The 17,678-nt window shown below is 66.3% G+C and carries 22 protein-coding genes; 7 read left to right on the top strand and 15 right to left on the bottom strand.

Translation table 11 applies throughout. The features are described 5' to 3' along the window. Window positions 1-69 precede the first annotated feature (69 nt). Window positions 70-765 carry a glutamine amidotransferase gene (locus tag AC07NK_RS18995; protein WP_495172185.1) on the top strand — a complete coding sequence of 232 codons (696 nt, stop codon included), beginning with the start codon at window positions 70-72 and terminating at the stop codon, window positions 763-765. On the opposite strand, the gene AC07NK_RS18990 is transcribed toward AC07NK_RS18995, so the two are convergent. Then, window positions 762-2,168 carry a coniferyl aldehyde dehydrogenase gene (locus AC07NK_RS18990; protein ID WP_495172184.1) on the bottom strand — a complete coding sequence of 469 codons (1,407 nt, stop codon included), beginning with the start codon at window positions 2,166-2,168 and terminating at the stop codon, window positions 762-764. The genes AC07NK_RS18995 and AC07NK_RS18990 overlap by 4 nt on opposite strands. Window positions 2,169-2,172: 4 nt before the next feature. After that, window positions 2,173-2,919, bottom strand: a complete 747-nt coding sequence (locus AC07NK_RS18985; protein ID WP_495172183.1) for a prepilin peptidase — start codon at window positions 2,917-2,919, stop codon at window positions 2,173-2,175. Window positions 2,920-3,022: 103 nt separating this feature from the next. On the opposite strand from AC07NK_RS18985, the gene AC07NK_RS18980 reads away from it, so the two are divergent. After that, a complete protein-coding gene (locus AC07NK_RS18980; RefSeq protein WP_495172182.1) occupies window positions 3,023-4,210 on the top strand; it encodes an acetyl-CoA C-acyltransferase in 1,188 nt (395 codons plus the stop codon). A gap of 9 nt (window positions 4,211-4,219) precedes the next feature. After that, window positions 4,220-4,702, top strand: coding sequence for an aminoglycoside 6'-N-acetyltransferase (aac(6'), locus tag AC07NK_RS18975; RefSeq protein WP_495172252.1), 483 nt, complete (start codon window positions 4,220-4,222; stop codon window positions 4,700-4,702). Between the two features lie 64 nt (window positions 4,703-4,766). Here aac(6') and AC07NK_RS18970 read toward each other — a convergent pair whose 3' ends face one another. Together AC07NK_RS18970 and AC07NK_RS18965 are read right to left on the bottom strand one after the other, a co-directional pair. Next, window positions 4,767-5,273, bottom strand: coding sequence for a GNAT family N-acetyltransferase (locus AC07NK_RS18970; protein WP_495172181.1), 507 nt, complete (start codon window positions 5,271-5,273; stop codon window positions 4,767-4,769). Window positions 5,274-5,445: 172 nt separating this feature from the next. Beyond that, window positions 5,446-5,934 carry an SH3 domain-containing protein gene (locus AC07NK_RS18965; protein ID WP_495172180.1) on the bottom strand — a complete coding sequence of 163 codons (489 nt, stop codon included), beginning with the start codon at window positions 5,932-5,934 and terminating at the stop codon, window positions 5,446-5,448. Window positions 5,935-6,032: 98 nt separating this feature from the next. On the opposite strand from AC07NK_RS18965, the gene AC07NK_RS18960 reads away from it, so the two are divergent. Beyond that, window positions 6,033-7,031: a 2-hydroxyacid dehydrogenase gene (locus AC07NK_RS18960; protein ID WP_495172179.1), complete on the top strand. Its 999-nt coding sequence runs from the start codon at window positions 6,033-6,035 to the stop codon at window positions 7,029-7,031. Next, on the top strand, window positions 7,031-7,444 hold the full coding sequence (locus AC07NK_RS18955) for a VOC family protein (RefSeq protein ID WP_495172251.1): 414 nt from the start codon (window positions 7,031-7,033) through the stop codon (window positions 7,442-7,444). Before AC07NK_RS18960 ends, AC07NK_RS18955 begins: the two co-directional genes overlap by 1 nt. A gap of 105 nt (window positions 7,445-7,549) precedes the next feature. On the opposite strand, the gene AC07NK_RS18950 is transcribed toward AC07NK_RS18955, so the two are convergent. Genes AC07NK_RS18950 through AC07NK_RS18900 form a run of 11 tightly spaced genes read right to left on the bottom strand, consistent with a single transcriptional unit; the run spans window position 7,550 to window position 14,598 of the window. Continuing rightward, complete coding sequence (locus AC07NK_RS18950) at window positions 7,550-7,732, bottom strand: hypothetical protein (RefSeq protein WP_495172178.1); 183 nt, start codon at window positions 7,730-7,732, stop codon at window positions 7,550-7,552. Next, the gene (locus AC07NK_RS18945) at window positions 7,713-8,069 is read right to left on the bottom strand and encodes a HesB/IscA family protein (RefSeq protein ID WP_495172177.1); all 357 of its coding nucleotides are present in this window, start codon (window positions 8,067-8,069) and stop codon (window positions 7,713-7,715) included. The genes AC07NK_RS18950 and AC07NK_RS18945 overlap by 20 nt, the downstream gene beginning before the upstream one ends. Beyond that, window positions 8,069-8,557 (bottom strand): SUF system Fe-S cluster assembly protein, encoded by a 489-nt coding sequence (locus AC07NK_RS18940; protein WP_495172250.1) that lies wholly within the window; start codon window positions 8,555-8,557, stop codon window positions 8,069-8,071. Before AC07NK_RS18940 ends, AC07NK_RS18945 begins: the two co-directional genes overlap by 1 nt. 8 nt (window positions 8,558-8,565) lie before the next feature. Then, window positions 8,566-9,777: a cysteine desulfurase gene (locus AC07NK_RS18935; RefSeq protein WP_495172176.1), complete on the bottom strand. Its 1,212-nt coding sequence runs from the start codon at window positions 9,775-9,777 to the stop codon at window positions 8,566-8,568. Next, window positions 9,774-10,856, bottom strand: coding sequence for a SufB/SufD family protein (locus AC07NK_RS18930; RefSeq protein ID WP_495172175.1), 1,083 nt, complete (start codon window positions 10,854-10,856; stop codon window positions 9,774-9,776). The genes AC07NK_RS18935 and AC07NK_RS18930 overlap by 4 nt, the downstream gene beginning before the upstream one ends. Window positions 10,857-10,860: 4 nt before the next feature. Next, window positions 10,861-11,604, bottom strand: a complete 744-nt coding sequence (gene sufC / locus AC07NK_RS18925; RefSeq protein WP_495163726.1) for a Fe-S cluster assembly ATPase SufC — start codon at window positions 11,602-11,604, stop codon at window positions 10,861-10,863. 1 nt (window position 11,605) lies between these two features. Then, window positions 11,606-11,956 carry an energy transducer TonB gene (locus AC07NK_RS18920; protein ID WP_495172174.1) on the bottom strand — a complete coding sequence of 117 codons (351 nt, stop codon included), beginning with the start codon at window positions 11,954-11,956 and terminating at the stop codon, window positions 11,606-11,608. Then, window positions 11,953-12,438 (bottom strand): hypothetical protein, encoded by a 486-nt coding sequence (locus AC07NK_RS18915; protein WP_495172173.1) that lies wholly within the window; start codon window positions 12,436-12,438, stop codon window positions 11,953-11,955. Before AC07NK_RS18915 ends, AC07NK_RS18920 begins: the two co-directional genes overlap by 4 nt. Continuing rightward, window positions 12,435-12,719: a hypothetical protein gene (locus tag AC07NK_RS18910; RefSeq protein WP_495172172.1), complete on the bottom strand. Its 285-nt coding sequence runs from the start codon at window positions 12,717-12,719 to the stop codon at window positions 12,435-12,437. Before AC07NK_RS18910 ends, AC07NK_RS18915 begins: the two co-directional genes overlap by 4 nt. Then, window positions 12,716-14,179 carry a Fe-S cluster assembly protein SufB gene (gene sufB / locus AC07NK_RS18905; RefSeq protein ID WP_495172171.1) on the bottom strand — a complete coding sequence of 488 codons (1,464 nt, stop codon included), beginning with the start codon at window positions 14,177-14,179 and terminating at the stop codon, window positions 12,716-12,718. Before sufB ends, AC07NK_RS18910 begins: the two co-directional genes overlap by 4 nt. Further along, a complete protein-coding gene (locus AC07NK_RS18900; protein ID WP_495172170.1) occupies window positions 14,179-14,598 on the bottom strand; it encodes an SUF system Fe-S cluster assembly regulator in 420 nt (139 codons plus the stop codon). Before AC07NK_RS18900 ends, sufB begins: the two co-directional genes overlap by 1 nt. 126 nt (window positions 14,599-14,724) lie before the next feature. Between AC07NK_RS18900 and AC07NK_RS18895 the strand changes: the two genes are divergently transcribed. Beyond that, window positions 14,725-15,699: a quinone-dependent dihydroorotate dehydrogenase gene (locus tag AC07NK_RS18895; protein WP_495172169.1), complete on the top strand. Its 975-nt coding sequence runs from the start codon at window positions 14,725-14,727 to the stop codon at window positions 15,697-15,699. Window positions 15,700-15,795: 96 nt separating this feature from the next. Then, on the top strand, window positions 15,796-17,595 hold the full coding sequence (locus tag AC07NK_RS18890) for an AMP-dependent synthetase/ligase (protein ID WP_495172168.1): 1,800 nt from the start codon (window positions 15,796-15,798) through the stop codon (window positions 17,593-17,595). Window positions 17,596-17,678 lie beyond the last annotated feature (83 nt).

The following is a 17,678-nucleotide window of genomic DNA, read 5'->3' as shown; positions in this document are numbered from 1 at the left end:
AGCACGGCTTGCCGCGGGTCAAGCGAGACTAGGTTGGATCGCGCGCGACACGCGGCTAGCTCTAGGGGCATGAAGAAGGGTCTCATCATCCGCCATGTCCCGTTCGAGGGGATCGCCGGGTTCCGCCAGCCAGTGGAGGAGGCCGGCTACCAACTCGACCGGATCGACGTCACCGATCCGGACTTCGCACGGGTCAATTTCAACACCCCCGATCTGCTGATCCTGATGGGCGGGCCGATGGGCGTGTATGAGCGCGACGCGCATCCGTGGATCGATTGCGAGATCGACCGGCTGGCGAGCCGCATCTCGCTGGGCCTGCCGACGATCGGGGTGTGCCTCGGCGCGCAGATGATCGCGGCGGCGATGGAGGCGAAAGTCTATTCGGGGCCAGTCAAGGAGGTCGGCTTCGCACCGGTCGCGTTGAGCGCGGCGGGGGCGGACTCGCCGCTGCGGCATGTCGAGGGCGTGCCGGTGCTGCACTGGCATGGCGACAGCTTCCCGCTGCCCGAGGGGGTGGAACTGCTCGCGTCGACCGACGCCTATCACCATCAGGCGTTTCGGCGCGGGCCGGAGCTGCTGGCGCTGCAATTCCATGCCGAAATGGGTGAGGATCCGCGCTTCGAGGAGTGGCTGAATGGCGCCGATGCCTATGTCGGGCAGGCGGGGCTGACGCCGGACGCGCTGCGCGGCCAGCACGACCGGCATGGGCCTGCAGCCGTCGTGGCGGGGCGGGCGATGGTCGCTGAGTGGCTTGAGGGTCTCTAGCCCAACTGGCGTTTGATCGCGGCGTCGGTCTTCTTGCCATAGGGTGGCTTGAGACCCCCAAGCCCGGCGACGTCGAGCCGCGACTGTTTAAACACCGATTTGGCGTGGCTGAAGGTACGGAAGCCGGGCTCGCCATGATAGGCGCCCATGCCCGAGGGGCCGATGCCGCCGAAGGGGAGTTCCTCCATCGAGACGTGGAAGATCGTGTCGTCGAGGCTGACCCCGCCCGAGATCGTGCGGTCGAGCACGCGGCGGCGTTCGGCTTCGTCGCTCCCGAAATAATAGAGCGCGAGCGGGCGGTCGCGGCGGTTCACTTCGCCGATCGCGCCGTCGATGCTGTCATATTTGCGGACGGGCAGGACGGGGCCGAAGATCTCCTCCTGCATCACGATCATGTCGTCGGTCGCGTTGCGGACGATGTGGAGCGGGAGCTTGCGCGCGTTGGAGGCGGCAAAATCCTCGTTCGCCGGATTGACCGCGATCACTTCGGCACCCTTGGCGCGGGCATCGTCGATCGCGGCGGTGAGGCGTGCGAAATGGCGGTCGTTGATGATCGCGGTGTAATCGGGATTGGACAACAGGGTCGGGTACATCGCGGTGGCGGCGCGGACGAGGCCAGCGACCGCCTCCGCTTCCTGCTCGGCGGCGACCATCAGATAATCGGGGGCGATGCAGATCTGGCCGGCGTTGAGCATCTTGCCCATCGCCACGCGCTCGGTCGCTTGCGCCAGATTGGCCGAGCGGCCGAGGATCGCGGGCGACTTGCCGCCAAGCTCGAGCGTCACCGGCGTGAGGTTGTCGGCGGCGGCATGGAGGATGTGGCGGCCGATGCCGGTCGCGCCGGTGAAGAGGAGGTGATCGAAGGGCAGGGCGGAGAAGGCTTGCCCGACTTCGGGGCCGCCGGAGACGAAGGCGAGCTCGGCGGGGTCGAAATAGCGGGGGCACAGCTCCTCGAACAAAGCGGCGGTGGCGGGGGTGAATTCGCTGGTCTTGACCATCGCGCGGTTCCCCGCGGCGAACACGCCGGCGAGCGGCGACATGACGAGGTTCACGGGGAAGTTCCACGGCGCGATGATGCCGACCACGCCCTTGGGCTGATATTCGACCCACGCCTTGGCGCCGAGCAGGCCGAGCGGGAACATTACCGGCTTCTTTTCGCGCTTCGCCCAGCGCGCGACCATCTTTTCGGCGTGTTTAAGTGGCGATACCGACGCGACGACATCGGTGATCATCGACTGGCGCGGGCTGCGATGGCCGAAATCCTCGCTCAGCGCGTCGCAGAAGCGGGCGGCATTGTCCTTCACCAGGGCGATGGCGCGGCGGAGGCGATCCTTGCGGGTCTCGATCGAGACGGGCAGCTCCGCCATGAACGCCGCGCGCTGGCGGTCGAGAATTTCGCGCATCCTCTCAAACCCCTGTCGAATAGAGCCACGCCGGAAACGCGGCGACGGCGAGCAATGTGCCGAGCGGAAGGCGGCTCGTCATCTCCATTTTGCGGCCCGAGATGCGAGCAGCCAGCGCGACCGCGAGGCCGGTGACGCTGGCAGCGAGCAGCACCGGGGCGAGCATCGACACGCCGAGCCAAAGGCCGATGCCCGCGAACATCTTGGGATCGCCGCCGCCAAGGCCTTCGCGCCCGCGGACATGGCGATAGGTGAAGGCGACGAGCCAGAGCAAGCCGAAGCCGAACAACCCGCCTAATGCGCGATCGACCCAGTCGGGCGGGAAGAACAGGCCGTCGACGATGCCGGTCAGCGCAAGCAGGCCGGTCAGCGCGTTAGGCAGCCAGAAGGCGGCAAGGTCGAGCGCGGCGAGCGCGAGCAGGAGCCAGCCGAACACCGCGCCGGCGACTCCGTGCCAGCCGGGCGCGACCAGACCGGCGGCGATGCCGACGAGCGCGCCCGCGATCTCGACGCCGAGATGGCCCGGATGGATCGTTCCGCCGCAGGCCCGGCAGCGACCGCGCTGGAGCGCGTAGCTGAGCAGCGGAACGAGTTCATGCGCACGTAGCGGCTTGTGGCACGAATCGCATTCGGAGCGGCCGCGCAGCGCGCTGCGTCCTTCCGGCCAGCGCAAGGCGACCGTGGCGATGAAACTGCCGAAGATCAGGCCGAGCACGCCGAGTGCGGCGGGCCATATCCAGGGTTGGATCAAAAGGACTCCTTCATCTTGTACCGGCCATGCTCGTATCCTGTTTTGCAATTGCGAAATACCGCGCCTAGATCGCGGCCAGAATCAAATTCGCGGAGAGGCCGTCATGTCCACCGATCCTGTCGTCATTGTGTCTTATGCCCGTACCCCGATGGGGAGCATGCAGGGCGTGCTGTCCGATGCGACCGCGACCGAACTGGGCGCGGCGGCGGTCGGTGCGGCGGTCGAGCGCGCGGGCCTCAAGGGCGAAGCGGTCGAGCGCATCTATATGGGCTGTGTGTTGCCGGCGGGTCTCGGTCAGGCGCCGGCGCGTCAGGCTGCGCGCAAGGCGGGCCTTCCCGACCATGTCGAGGCGACCACGGTCAACAAGATGTGTGGATCGGGCATGCAGGCCGCGATCATGGGCGCGGAGGCGCTGGCGGCGGGGTCAGTCGATCTGCTGGTCGCGGGCGGGCTCGAGAGCATGACCAACGCGCCGTATTTGTCGATGAAGCATCGCGCGGGCGCGCGGATCGGGCATGACCGGCTGTTCGACCATATGTTCCTCGACGGACTTGAGGATGCGTATGAGCCGGGCCGCGCGATGGGCACCTTTGCCGAGGAAATCGCGACCGAATACCAGTTCACCCGCGAGGCGCAGGACGAATTCGCGATCGCCAGCCTGATGCGCGCGCAGAAGGCGCAGCAGACCGGCGGGTTCGATCGCGAGATCACGGCCGTCGAAATCAAGACGCGCAAGGGCGTGGTGACGGTCGACAAGGACGAGCAGCCCGCCAAGGCGGATCCGTCGAAGATCCCGACGCTCAGGCCCGCTTTTGCCAAGGACGGCACGATCACGGCGGCCAACGCTTCGTCGATCTCGGACGGTGCGGCGGCGCTGGTGCTGACGCGGGCGTCGGTGGCGGAGAAGCTCGGCCTCGACCCGATCGCGCGGATCGTGTCGCACGCGGCGCATGCACATCAGCCCGCGCGCTTCACCACCGCGCCGGTGTTCGCGATGCAAAAGGCGCTCGACAAGGCGGGCTGGGGCATCGGCGACGTCGATCTGTTCGAGGTGAACGAGGCATTCGCGGTGGTCGCGATGATCGCGATGCGCGACCTGTCGATTTCGCACGAGGTGCTCAACGTCAACGGCGGCGCCTGTGCGCTTGGCCATCCGGTCGGCGCAAGCGGTGCGCGTATTCTGGCGACGCTGTTGGCGGCGTTGCAGAATAGCGGGCAGAAGCGTGGCCTCGCGTCGTTGTGCATCGGCGGCGGCGAGGCGACGGCCATGGCGGTCGAACTGCTCAACTGAGGTCACGGTCTGCGAGGTAACGCCGTGTCGTTCGAAATCGTCCCCGCCGGCGAGGCGCACAGGGTGGCGTGGGCGGCGTTGCGGGCGGCGCTGTGGCCCGAGGGTAGCCGCGACGAGCACGCAGCCGATATCGTCGAGTTCATCGCCGAGATGACGCAGGGGCAGGGGCAGATCTGCTTCCTGGCGATGCGCGGTGACGAGGCGGTCGGCTTTGCCGAAGCTGCGATCCGGCACGACTATGTCAATGGCTGCGAGACCTCTCCCGTGGCGTTCCTGGAGGGCGTCTATGTTGCGCCATCCAGCCGCCGCGCCGGGTTGGCCGGGAGACTGCTGGCGGCCGTGGAGGCGTGGGGGCGCGACAAGGGGTGTTCGGAGCTGGGTTCGGACGCCGAGCTGACCAACCATCAAAGCCATGCCTTTCACCTCGGCCTCGGTTTCGAGGAAACCGAGCGCGTGGTCTATTTCCGCAAGGTGATGGGAGATGATGAGTGACCGCTTTCGACCCAATAGCTGCCCCATCTCACGCGACCTGTGACATCCACAGCCGTTCGCGCCTTCAGGTCGGAACGTAGCGGTAAACGAGATCCGCAGGATCCTCTCTGGGGGCCGATGAGTCGAGTGTTCCTCCAAGCCTCTCGGCCAGCATCGCAGATCGCGGATTGTCCGGCGCCATGTAGCTGACCAGCGTGGGTAACTGCAGTGTCCGGAAGGCCCAGCCACGCAGCGCACTAGCGGCCTCTATCGCGTACCCCTGACCTTCATGACCATCGTAGAGCAGCCATCCCAGCTCTTTCTCCGGAAACAGCGGGCCATGGTTGATACCCACCTGACCGATACATTCCTGGGTATCGATGCGCTCGATCATCAGTGCGCCGTGACCAAAGAAATGCCAGTTGGCCAGGTCGTGACAGAACATTCCCCACGCGGCCCTGGTGTCGAACGGCCCGCCCATTCCGGCAGATCGTTCCGATGCCAAAAACGCCTCATAGGCTGGGAAATCGGCCAAAAGTTGAGGACGGAGCCTCAGCCGCCCGGTTTCCAGGGTAATGATCTCGCCTGCCATATATCCTCTGAACGAAAGACGAAGAGCCGGTGGGCTCTATAGGCGAGTTTCGAGCACACAGACTGCCCGACAAAGGCGACGAAGTTGACAGAATGAACTGCGTTCCGCGTCACTTTGTCAACTTCCCGGCCGGCCGACGATTTCTCGAATCACCAGTGCTGGGGGTTGGCGTCTAGGACACTTCCTCGCCGGGCTCGGTCCCCCAGATGCGGTTCTGTTCGACATAGCCGCCGCGGCCTCGGACATCGAACCAGCACCAGCCGCGCTGGCATTTGCTGATCCGCCCGACCACGCCGGGCGCAGCCCGCCAGTTGACGCGGGCGTTGAGGCGGGGGCTGTCGCGCAGCTCGACGATGGTGCCGACAACGATTCCCGTGCGCTGGGCGGAGAGGAGGCCGACGAGCATCCAGCCCTGGGTGCCATCGGGATCCTCGACCTTGCGCCAGTCATTGTAGATCTCGACCACCTTGATCGGCAGATCGGCGCGACGATAGAGCCAGCTGGCGGGGTAGTTGCGGCCCGGGCCGGTGCGCATATAGGCCTGACCCGCGCTGATCGACGCGAAATAGGGCGGTGTGCGCTGCTGCGCCGAGGCGGGCGCGACGGCGCCGGTGCCGAGCGCCATCGCCACCACCATTCCGAGCACCGTCCGCAACCGCATTACTTCCCCCAAAATGAATTCGTGACGCCACTTTAGGGCGGGGTGGCGTTCCGCATCAACCGTTGACTGGCAGCGGCGGGCGGGCCATCCGGATCGGGATGGTACAAACGCCCCGACCCGCCCGGCCCCGCGTGGCCGTGACGCGCGAATTGCCCGATGCGATCGCCGCGCGGATGGGCGAGCTGTTCGATACCAGTTTCAACCAGTCCGACGAGGCGATGGACCGCGCGGCGCTGCTGGCGGCCGTCGCGGATTGCGACGTGCTGGTACCGACCGTGACCGATGCGATCGACGCCGAACTGATCGCCGCGGCCGGCGAGCGGCTCAAGCTGATCGCCAATTTCGGCGCGGGCGTGAACCATATCGACCTTAAGGCCGCACGGGTGCGCAAGATCTTCGTCACCAATACGCCCGGCGTGCTGACCGAGGACACCGCCGACATGGTGATGGCGCTGATCGTTTCGGTGACGCGGCGGCTGGCCGAGGGCGAAAAACTGGTGCGGTCGGGCCAGTGGAAGGGCTGGTCCCCCGGCGGCATGCTCGGCCACCGCATCGGTGGCAGGAAGCTGGGCATCGTCGGCATGGGCCGGATCGGTCAGGCAGTGGCGCGACGCGCGCGGACGTTCGGACTGTCGATCCATTACCATAACCGCCATCGCCTGCCCGACATGGTCGAGGCGGAGTTCGGAGCGACCTGGCACGGCGATCTGGATTCGATGCTGCGCGAGATCGACGTGCTGACGATCCACACGCCGCTCAATGACGACAGCCGCGACCTGATCGATGCGCGGCGGATCGGGCTGCTCGGGCCGCAGGTCTACCTGATCAACGCGTCGCGCGGCGGGATCGTTGACGAAGAGGCGCTGGTCGACGCGCTGGAGGCCGGACGGCTGGCCGGAGCGGGTCTCGATGTGTGGCGGTTCGAGCCGCAGATCGATCCGCGATTGCTGGCGCTGCCCAATGTCGTGATGACCCCGCATATGGGATCGGCGACCTATGAGGGGCGGCATGCGACGGGCGAGAAGGTAATCGCCAATATCCGCTTCTGGGCCGATGGCCACCGCCCGCCCGATCAGGTGCTCGAAGGCTGGATGTGATCCCGCTGTTCCATCTCGCGATTCCCGTCGATGATCTGGAGGCGGGGCGGGCGTTTTACGGCGACTTGCTCGGCTGTCCGCAGGGGCGTGAGGATCCGGGGCACTGGATCGACTTCGATTTTCGCGGGCATCAGCTGGTGCTTCATAAGGGTGAGGGCGCGGGGGTGCGGACGCGCAATGCTGTCGACGGCGACGCCGTGCCGGTGCCGCATTTCGGGCTGGTGCTCGACTGGGACGAATGGCACGCGCTGGCCGGGCGGCTGCGCGGGGCGGGGACGCAGTTCGTGATCGAACCGCATATCCGTTTTGCCGGAAAGCCCGGGGAGCAGGCGACGATGTTCTTCTTCGACCCCGCAGGCAATGCGCTGGAATTCAAGGCCTTCCGCGATATCGGGCAGTTGTTCGCGACCTGATTGCGGCGGCGAAAGGTCCCAAAAGTCACACTGCTACGCGTGCGTGAGAGCGGCGTTTCCGGCGATATCAAAGAGCCGGAAGAGGCTGGCCGGCGAATTCCAACATTACAAGCCGGACTCTTCCTGTTCGGACTCGCCCTTCGCCTCGCGGCGCTTCTTCATGGCGCGGGCGATCAGCAGACCGCCGAGGATGAAGCCGCCGGGCGCGAGTAGCACCGCGGCGGCGATCGCCGCGTTCTTTGCTGCCTTGGACCTGGGGGGCGTTTCGTCAGACAGTGAAGCTCTCACCGCAGCCGCACGCGCCCTTGGCGTTCGGGTTGTTGAAGACAAAGCCGGCGGTGAAATCGTCTTCGACCCAATCCATCGTCGAGCCGATCAGATAGAGCACCGAGCCGCCGTCGACGAACAAAGTGCCGCCCGGCGTGTCGATGCGCTCGTCCATCGGGTTGGCGGCGGTGACATAGTCGACGGAATAAGCGAGGCCCGAGCAGCCGCGGCGCGGGGTCGAGAGCTTGACGCCGATCGCGCCTTCGGGCGCGCGCGACATGAGGTCGGCGATGCGCGCCTCCGACCCGGGGGTCAGGATGATCGCAGCAGGGCGGGCGCGGGTCTTCGCTTCGGTCATCACAGCATCCCCAGTTCGAGCCGGGCCTCGTCGGTCATCTTCTGCGGGTCCCAGGGCGGGTCCCAGACGAGGTTGACCTCGGCATGGCCGACGCCGGGCACGGCGCCGACGCGCAGTTCGACCTCACCCGGCATCGACTCCGCGACGGGGCAATGCGGGGTGGTGAGCGTCATCGTCACCACAGCATGGCCCTCGCTCGTGACCTCGACATTGTAGATCAGGCCGAGGTCGTAGATGTTCACCGGGATCTCGGGATCGTAGATCTCCTTGAGCGCATCGATGATCGCATCATAGGTCGCGCCGCCGGGCTCGCCCGCGGGGAGATCGGCCGGCTTCTGCGAGAGGAAACCGTCGAGATAGTCGCGCTTGCGCGCCAAGGTTTCATGGGGCGTCTCGCGCGGCGCTTCGACCGCATCCTCGACGCGCGCACGCGCGGGCGCCTCGACCGAGGTCACTTCTTCCACTTCGATTTTCCGTTCCTCGTTCACGTCGATGCTCACCCGAAGATCCTCGTTACGCGTTCGATACCCTTGACCAGCGCGTCAATGTCCGCCGCGCCATTATAGACGCCGAAGCTGGCGCGGGCCGTGGCCGCGACGCCGAGCGAGTCCATCAGCGGCTGTGCGCAATGATGGCCGGCGCGGATCGCGACATTGGCTTCGTCCAATATGGTGGCGACATCGTGGGGATGAACCCCCTCGACCGCGAAGCTGACGATTCCGGCGCTGTCGGCGGGGCCGAAGACGCGGACGCTGTTGAGGCCCGCCAGCGCCTCACGCGCCGTCGTCACCAGGGCGGTTTCGTGCGCGTGGATGCGGTCGAGGCCGATGCCGTCGACATAGTCGATGGCGGCGTGGAGGCCGATCACGCCGGTGATATGCGGCGTTCCCGCCTCGAACCGGCCCGGGGGCGGGGCATAGGTCGTCTTCGCGAAGGTCACGCGATCGATCATCGATCCGCCACCCTGCCAGGGCGGCATCGCGTCGAGCAGATCGTAGCGGCCCCACAGCACACCGATGCCGGTCGGGCCATAGAGCTTGTGCCCCGAGAAAACGTAGAAGTCGCAATCGAGATCGGCGACATCGACGGGGAGGCGCGGAACCGCCTGGCAGCCATCGAGCAGCAGCTTCGCGCCGACCGAATGGGCGAGGGCGGCGGCGCGCTTGGCGTCCAGCACCGAGCCGAGCACGTTGGAGACATGGGCGAGTGCGACCAGCTTGTGCGCAGGCGTGAGCATCCGCTCCATCGCGTCGAGATCGATGCGATGGTCCTCGGTCAGCGGAATTACGTCGATCTGCGCGCCAGTGCGCTCGGCGACCATCTGCCACGGCACGATGTTCGAGTGATGCTCGAGCTGGCTGAGCAGGATGCGGTCGCCGGGCTTGAGGACTGTGCCCGCCCAGCATATCGCGACAAGGTTGATGCCTTCGGTCGCGCCGCGAACGAAGACGATCTCGTTCTCCTGCCCGCCGATGAACTTCGCGACGCGGCGGCGCGCAGCTTCGAACGCCAGCGTCATGTCGGCCGAGCGCTGGTACACGCCGCGATGCACGGTCGCATAGTCGCGGTCATAGGCGCGGGTGATCGCGTCGATGACGGGACGCGGCTTCTGCGACGTCGCGGCGGTATCGAGATAGGCCCAGCCCTGCGGGATCGCGGGGAAATCGGCGAGCAAATCGAGTGGGGCTATGGTGGTGGTGACGCTCACAGCGCGGCCTCCAGCCACTTCTCCGCATCGGCGGCGAACGCCTCGCGGACGGTCTCGTCGCCGATCCGGTCGAGCGCGTCGGCGACGAAGGCGCGGGTGAGCAGCGCCTTGGCCTGCGGTTCCGGGATGCCGCGCGACTGCATGTAGAACAGGGCTTTCGCGTCGAGCTCACCGACGGTGGCGCCGTGGGCGCACTTCACGTCGTCGGCGAAGATTTCCAGCTCGGGCTTCAAGTTCACCGTCGCGGTGCGCTTGAGCAGCAGGCCGCGCAGCGACTGTTCGCCATCGGTCTTCTGTGCGTGGCGCGCGACTTCGGCACGCGCGGCGAGGCTGGCGGTCGAGGCATCGGCGGCGACCGCGCGCCAGATCTGGCGGCTGGTACCCTCAATCGCGGCATGGTGGACCGCGACGGCGGCCTCCTGCTTCTGCTCGTCGCGGGTGAGCAGCGCGCCGCCCATTTCGGCATAGGCGCCGACGCCGTCGATGCGGAGGAAGCCGTCGATACGGCTGCCCATTCCGCCTGCGCCGAGGAAGGTGGAGACGTAGCTCGCGGCTTCCCCGATCTGCGCCTCGTCGCGGATCGAGACGAAGCCCTCATCCTGAAGCAGGCGGACGGCGCGCTGAAGGCGGGCGCCCTTCCCGAGCGAGGCGTGCAGGAGCCGGTTTGTCCAGCCGCGACCGGCATAGGTTTCGATCACCGTGGCGACGGCGTCGTCGGCCAGGTCGATCCGCGCGGGGACATGGTTCTCGCCGCCGGTGGCGAGATGGACGATCTGGATCGGGTCGCTTGCCGCTGCGGCGTCGAGACGCAGCACCCAGCCTTCGCCCTGCGCGTACTGGCCGAGCGGGTGATCGCCGGCCATCTCAAGCGCGGTGAGCTGGACCGGGCCGGGGCGTGAATGCGCCGGCTCGAACGCGCCATCGACAAACAGCAGGCGCGGGCCGGCGATGTCGAGGAACAGCGCGGCGGGATCGATCCCGGTCGCGGCGAGTGCGGTGTCGGCGGCGGCGCGGAGCGTGTCGAGGTCGCTCCAGCGCCACGCTTCCTCACGCGGGGAGGGAAGGGTGAGCGTGCTCATCGGTTCAGGCCGCCACCTGCGCATAGCCTTCGCGCTCAAGCTCATGCGCGAGTTCGGGGCCGCCGGTCTTCACGATGCGGCCATCGGCAAGGATGTGGACCGCGTCGGGCTTCACATAGTCGAGCAGGCGCTGATAGTGGGTGATCAGCAGCACTGCCTTGTCGGGCGCGCGCATGATGCGGTTGATTCCTTCGCCGACGATGCGCAGCGCGTCGATGTCGAGGCCGGAATCGGTCTCGTCCAGCACCGCGAACTTGGGGTTCAGGATGCCCATCTGGACCATCTCGTTGCGCTTCTTCTCGCCGCCCGAGAAGCCGACATTGACGGGGCGCTTGAGCATCTCCGCGTCCATTTCGAGGCTCGCGGCCTGAGCGCGGGCGAGCTTGAGGAACTCGGCGCCCGACAGCGGGGCTTCACCGCGCGCGCGGCGCTGGCTGTTGAGGCTTTCGCGCAGGAACTGGACGTTCGAGACGCCGGGAATTTCGACCGGGTACTGGAAGCCGAGGAACAGACCTGCGGCGGCGCGCGCGTGCGGATCGAGGTCGAGCAGATCGACGCCGTCGAAGGTAACGCTGCCTTCGGTCACCTCGTAGCCGGGGCGGCCGCCGAGGACATAGCCAAGCGTCGACTTGCCCGCGCCGTTGGGCCCCATGATCGCATGGACCTCACCCGCGTTCACGCTGAGCGAAAGGCCCTTGAGGATCGGCTTGCCGTCGACTTCGGCGTGGAGGTTTTCAATCTTGAGCATGTTACTTTCCGGTGGCGGGCGGCGTGCGGCCACCCGGATATTTGGCGTTGAGCGCGGCGAGGAATTCTTCCTCGCGGGTCTTGAGGCAGGCCTTCATCGCATCGGTGCTGACATGGCCTTCGTCGGAGCAGGCGTGCGCGGCTTCGCACCAAAAGCCGTCAAAGGCGGGGTCGCCGACGCCCTTGGTGATGCGGCAATCCTTCACCCGGCCCTTGCGGTCGAGCGTGATCCCGAATTCGACCTGACGCAGCTTGCGCGCGGCGATCGTCACTTCGTCCGCGCGCGGGTTTGACGCGGGGGGCGGGGGGATGAGCGGGCCGGTCTGGGCGAGCGCAAGCGCGAGCAGGATCATTTCGGCTCCTCCGGCTTCATCCCGCCCAAACGGATCGACGGTTCGGTGCTCTGGTCCTTGGGCGGAGGGGGAAGCTTGCTCAGGCGGTTGGGGTCTTCCTCGGCCGTGGCCGTGACCGCTGGGCCGACTGCGGGATTCTTCGGCGCCTCGGGCGTGAGCGTCACGCCAAGGCCGAAATTCGGCTGATCCGGCTTCGTCTTCGGCTCTGCCGCCATCAGCGCCATCTTGCCCTCGCCACCGCAAAATTGCTGGCCTTTGGTCGAGGTGACGCAGTCGGGAAGCGAGGTGCAGGCCTTGGCATCGATCCGGTCGACGCCGCTCGACTTGAAGACGCGGCAGTTGATCAGGCGGCCGTCGGGCGCCTTGTCGAAGACAAGCGCGACCCGGCGCGCGGTCGCAGTGACGACCACTTCCTCATATTGCGGTTCGGGCGCAGCGTCGGCCGTTTGCGACAAAGCCAGAAGCAGGAGCAAGGCAGTCATCGGCGGATGATCCGAAGTCGCGTCTTGCAGTCGGGAAGGGTGGTGGCGATGTGATCGATCCACGCGACGGTCTCGTCGTGCTCGCTGTTCCCGGGACGCTTCGCTGTGCACTGCTTTTTGCGCGTTTCCAGCGTCGAAGCCGTCGGCAGACGCGGGCGGGACATGCAATCGGCATAGGATTGCGCGGCCACCGTCACATTGCGGCCATTCAAATGGAGGGTCGCCGGACATTCCTCGGCCGTCGCGCCGAGGGCCAATCCCGCCAGCAGCGCGACGATCACCCCACGCTCCCCTCAAGGCTGATGCCGAGCAGCTTCTGCGCCTCGACCGCGAACTCCATCGGGAGCTGCTGAAGCACCTCCTTGGCGAAGCCGTTGACGATCAGGGCGACCGCGGCCTCCTGATCGAGGCCGCGCTGCATCGCGTAGAAGAGCTGGTCCTCGCTGATCTTGGACGTGGTCGCCTCATGCTCGATCTGGGCCGAGGGGTTGCGCACTTCGATATACGGGACGGTGTGCGCGCCGCACTGGTCACCCAGCAGCAGGCTGTCGCACTGGGTGAAGTTGCGGACATTCTCCGCGGTCGGGCCGACGCGGACGAGGCCGCGATAGGTGTTGTCCGAGCGGCCCGCGCTGATCCCCTTGGAGATGATCGTCGAGCGGCTGTTCTTGCCGAGATGGATCATCTTGGTGCCGGTATCGGCCTGCTGGCGGTTGTTGGTGACCGCGACCGAATAGAATTCGCCGACGCTGTTCTCGCCCGCGAGCACGCAGCTGGGGTATTTCCAGGTGATCGCACTGCCGGTCTCGACCTGGGTCCAGCTGACCTTGGAGTTCTTGCCCTGGCAGAGCGCGCGCTTAGTCACGAAATTATAGATGCCGCCGACGCCGTTCTCGTCGCCCGGATACCAGTTCTGGACGGTCGAGTATTTGATCTCGGCATCGTCGAGTGCGACGAGTTCTACGACGGCGGCGTGGAGCTGGTTCTCGTCGCGCATCGGCGCGGTGCAGCCTTCGAGATACGAGACGTAGCTGCCCTTGTCGGCGACGATCAGCGTGCGTTCGAACTGGCCGGTATTCTCGGCATTGATGCGGAAATAGGTCGACAGCTCCATCGGGCAGCGCACGCCCTCAGGAATGTAGACGAAAGTGCCGTCGGAGAAGACCGCGCAGTTCAAGGCGGCGAAATAATTGTCGTGCATCGGCACGACTTTGCCCAGCCACTTCTTCACCAACTCGGGATATTCGCGGATCGCCTCGCTGATCGAGCGGAAGATGACCCCGGCGGCTTCGAGCTCGGCGCGGAAGGTGGTGGCGACGCTGACGCTGTCGAACACCGCGTCGACCGCGACCTTGCGCGAGCCTTCGACGCCGGCGAGGACCTTCTGTTCCTCGATCGGGATGCCGAGCTTCTCATAGACGCGCAGGATCTCGGGATCGACTTCGTCGAGCGAGCCGAGCTTGGGCTTGGCCTTGGGCTCGGCGTAATAATAGGCGTCCTGATAGTCGATCGGCGGGATGCTGAGCTTGGCCCAGTCGGGCGGCGTCATCGTCAGCCAGTGGCGATAGGCCTTGAGCCGCCAGTCGAGCATCCATTCGGGCTCATTCTTCTTCGCCGAGATGAAGCGGACGGTGTCCTCGGACAGCCCCTTGGGGGCGAATTCCTGCTCGATATCCGAGCTGAAGCCCCATTCGTACTTCTTGTTGGCGGCGGCGAGCGCCTCGGCATTCTTGGTGGCCATCAGGCGGGTTCCGGGTGAGTCGAGAGGGTGGCGAGGGTGACGCCCGCGAGCGTCGAGCGGACCGCGCCGTTGACCGCGTTCCAGTGCGGCTTCACGCGGCAGCTTTCCTCGATGCAGCAGTCGTGGCGGCCCTTGTCCACGCAGGACGTCAGGGTGATCGGGCCCTCGATCGCCTCGACGATGTCGGCGAGGCTGATCGCGGCGGGCGGCCGGGCAAGGCGGAAGCCGCCACCGGTGCCGCGGGTGCTCTCAATCAGGCCGGCGGAGGAAAGGCGGCTGACCAGCTTCTGCACCGTGGGGAGGGGCAGGCCGGTCTCATCGGCCAGCAACGTCGCGTTGAGGCGTCCGCTGACGCCGCAATGGCGCGCAGCGGCGGCGAGCATCACGACGGCGTAATCTGTCTGGGCCGAGAGCTTCATGTTTCCTTCGCAGTTGCGAACGGTTCTCAAATCGGAATGATTCGTTCCGATTGGGCAGATGGGCATGTGAACCCCCTGCGTCAACCCGCTTTGACCGCAAGCGCGAGTGTGCAAAAGGCACGCGCGATGCTTTACGACCTGATCCGCCCCGCCCTCTTCCGTCTCGATGCCGAACGCGCGCACCGACTGACGATCCGCGCGCTGTCGATCGTCGGCGGTACCGGAGGCGTGCCGAAGGTGCGGCCGGTGACGATCGCCGGACTGGAATTCCCGAATCCCATCGGGCTCGCGGCGGGCATGGACAAGGATGGCGAAGCGGTCGCCGGGCTGTTCGGCCTCGGCTTCGGCGCGGTCGAGATCGGATCGCTGACCCCGCGCCCGCAGGCGGGCAACCCCAAGCCGCGGCTGTTCCGGCTGGTCGAAGATCGCGGCGTGGTGAACCGGATGGGGTTCAACAATGGCGGGATCGACGCGGCGTTGGCGCGGGTGGCGGGCGTCCGCCACGCGGGCGTGCTGGGCATCAATGTCGGGGCGAACAAGGACAGCGACGATCGCGTCGCCGACTATGCGCTGGGCGTGGGCAAGGCGGCGCGGGTTGGCGACTATGTGACGATCAACGTCAGCTCGCCCAACACGCCGGGGCTGCGCGATCTGCAGTCGCGACCGGCGCTGGACGAGTTGCTGGCGGCATCGAACGCCGCGCGGATGGTGGAGGGGAAGCGGGTGCCGCTGTTCCTCAAGGTCGCGCCGGATCTGGATAGCAAAGGGCTGGACGATGCGGTGCGCGCGGCGATCGACAATGGCGTGGATGCGCTGATCGTGGGGAATACGACGATCTCGCGGCCCGATACGCTGCGGTCGGCACAGGCCGGTGAGATGGGTGGACTGTCGGGCGCGCCGCTCAAGGCGTTGGCGCGGGCGAAGCTTGTCGAGGCGCTGGCGTCGGGCGGCGGGCAGTTGCCGGTGATCGCGGCGGGCGGGATCGACTCACCGGAAGAGGCTCTGGCGCGGCTGGAGGCTGGAGCAGCGCTGGTGCAGGTCTATTCGGCGCTGGTCTATGAAGGGCCAGGGCTGGTGCGGCGTATCCTGAAGGCCCTGTGATACCGTAGCGGCATTGCGCTTGGGCGCAGGACCGTTAGGCTTGCCTCTCAGGGGAGCGCGGGCACGAACCCGCGTCCGGGGAGTTATGGGGACAGGATGCGCAAGCTCGAACGATTCGATAATCTCGTACAGATGTTCTTCACGCGGGCGCGCGAGAAGGGCGATGCGCCGTTCCTGTGGGCCAAGTCGGGCGGCAAGTGGCAGCCGACGAGCTGGGCCGAAGCCGCGCAGCAGGTCGCGGGACTGGCAGCGGCGCTCAGGAAGCTGGGGCTTAAGCCGGGCGACCGGGTGATGCTGGTGAGCGAGAACCGGCCGGAATGGTGCATCAGCGACCTGGCGATCATGGCCGCGGGCGGCGTGACCGTGCCGACCTACACCACCAACACCGAGCGCGATCACCAGCACATCATCGACAATTCGGGCGCGTCGATGACGATCGTGTCCAACGCCAAGCTCGCCAAGACCTTACTGCCCGCGATCCTGCACACGGCGGGCAGCCACAGCCATGTGGTGATCGGGATCGAGGAGATGCGGATCAGCCAGCCGGGCGCGATCGAGTTCCACGACTGGAACGCGCTGATCGCGGCGAATCCGGCGGATGTGGCCGCGGCAGCGGCGGAAGCGGACAAGGCAAAGCGCGAGGACCTCGCCTGCATCATCTATACCAGCGGCACCGGTGGCAGCCCGCGCGGGGTGATGCAGCATCACGGCGCGATCCTGACCAATGTCGAGGGTTGTTGCGTGGTCATCTCCGAGGATTTCGGCTGGGACGACGAGGTGTTCCTGTCGTTCCTGCCGCTGAGCCACGCTTATGAGCATAGCGGCGGCCAGCATTTCCCGATCGGATTGGGCGCGCAGATCTATTATTCCGAAGGCCTCGACAAGCTCGCCTCGAATATCGAGGAGGTACGCCCGACGCTGATGGTGGTGGTGCCGCGCCTGTTTGAGGTGCTGCGCACGCGGATCACCAAGCAGGTCGAGAAACAGGGCAAGTTCGCCAATTATCTGCTCGACCGTGCGGTTTCGATCGGCGGCAAGAAGGCGGCGGGAAACAGCTCGGTGCTCGACCTGCCGATGAACCTGTTCCTCAGCCGGACGCTCAAGCCCAAGCTGGCGAAGAAGTTCGGCGGGCGGATCAAGGCGATGGTCTCGGGCGGGGCGCCGCTCAACCCCGAGGTGGGCGTGTTCTTCGAGAGCCTCGGCATCACCTTCCTGCAAGGCTATGGCCAGACCGAGGCGGCGCCGGTGATCAGCTGCAATCGGCCCAAGGCTGGACTCAAGCACGACACCGTCGGCCCGCCGCTGGAAGGGGTGGAGGTCCGGATCGCCGAGGATGGTGAGATTCTGGTGCGCGGCGAGCTGGTGATGCACGGATATTGGCGCAACGAGGTGGAGACCGCCCGCGTCCTCAAGGACGGCTGGCTGCATACCGGCGACATCGGCATGATCGACGAAAAGGGCCGGATCAAGATCACCGACCGCAAGAAGGACATCATCGTCAACGACAAGGGCGACAATGTCGCGCCGCAGAAGGTCGAGGGGATGCTGACCCTGCAGCCCGAGATCATGCAGGCGATGATCGCCGGCGATCGCAAGCCGTATATGACCGCGGTGATCGTGCCCGACCCCGAATGGACGCAGGAATGGTGCGCGAAGAACGCGGCGAAGTGCGACCTTAAGGCGCTGCGCGAGGACCATGACTATCGCGCCGCAGTAGGCGCCGCGGTGGAGCGGGTGAATAAGGACCTGTCGGTGATCGAACGCATCCGCCGCTTCATTCTGGCGGACGAGCCGTTCAGCATCGAAAACGAGCAGCTGACGCCCAGCCTGAAGATCCGCCGGCACGTGCTTAAGCAGGCGTATGGCGAGCGGCTGGACGCCCTGTACAAGAACTAGGCGGCGAACCCGTCACTTGTGTTTCGATTGAGATAGGATGGATCGATTGAGATCGGGTGGAATGCGCCGTTAGGCGTGGTACC

This window comes from Sphingomonas sp. GW821-FHT09B04 (assembly GCF_059418285.1).
Note: the sequence above shows the minus strand (reverse complement) of the source record. Positions and strands in the feature narration are given on the sequence as shown.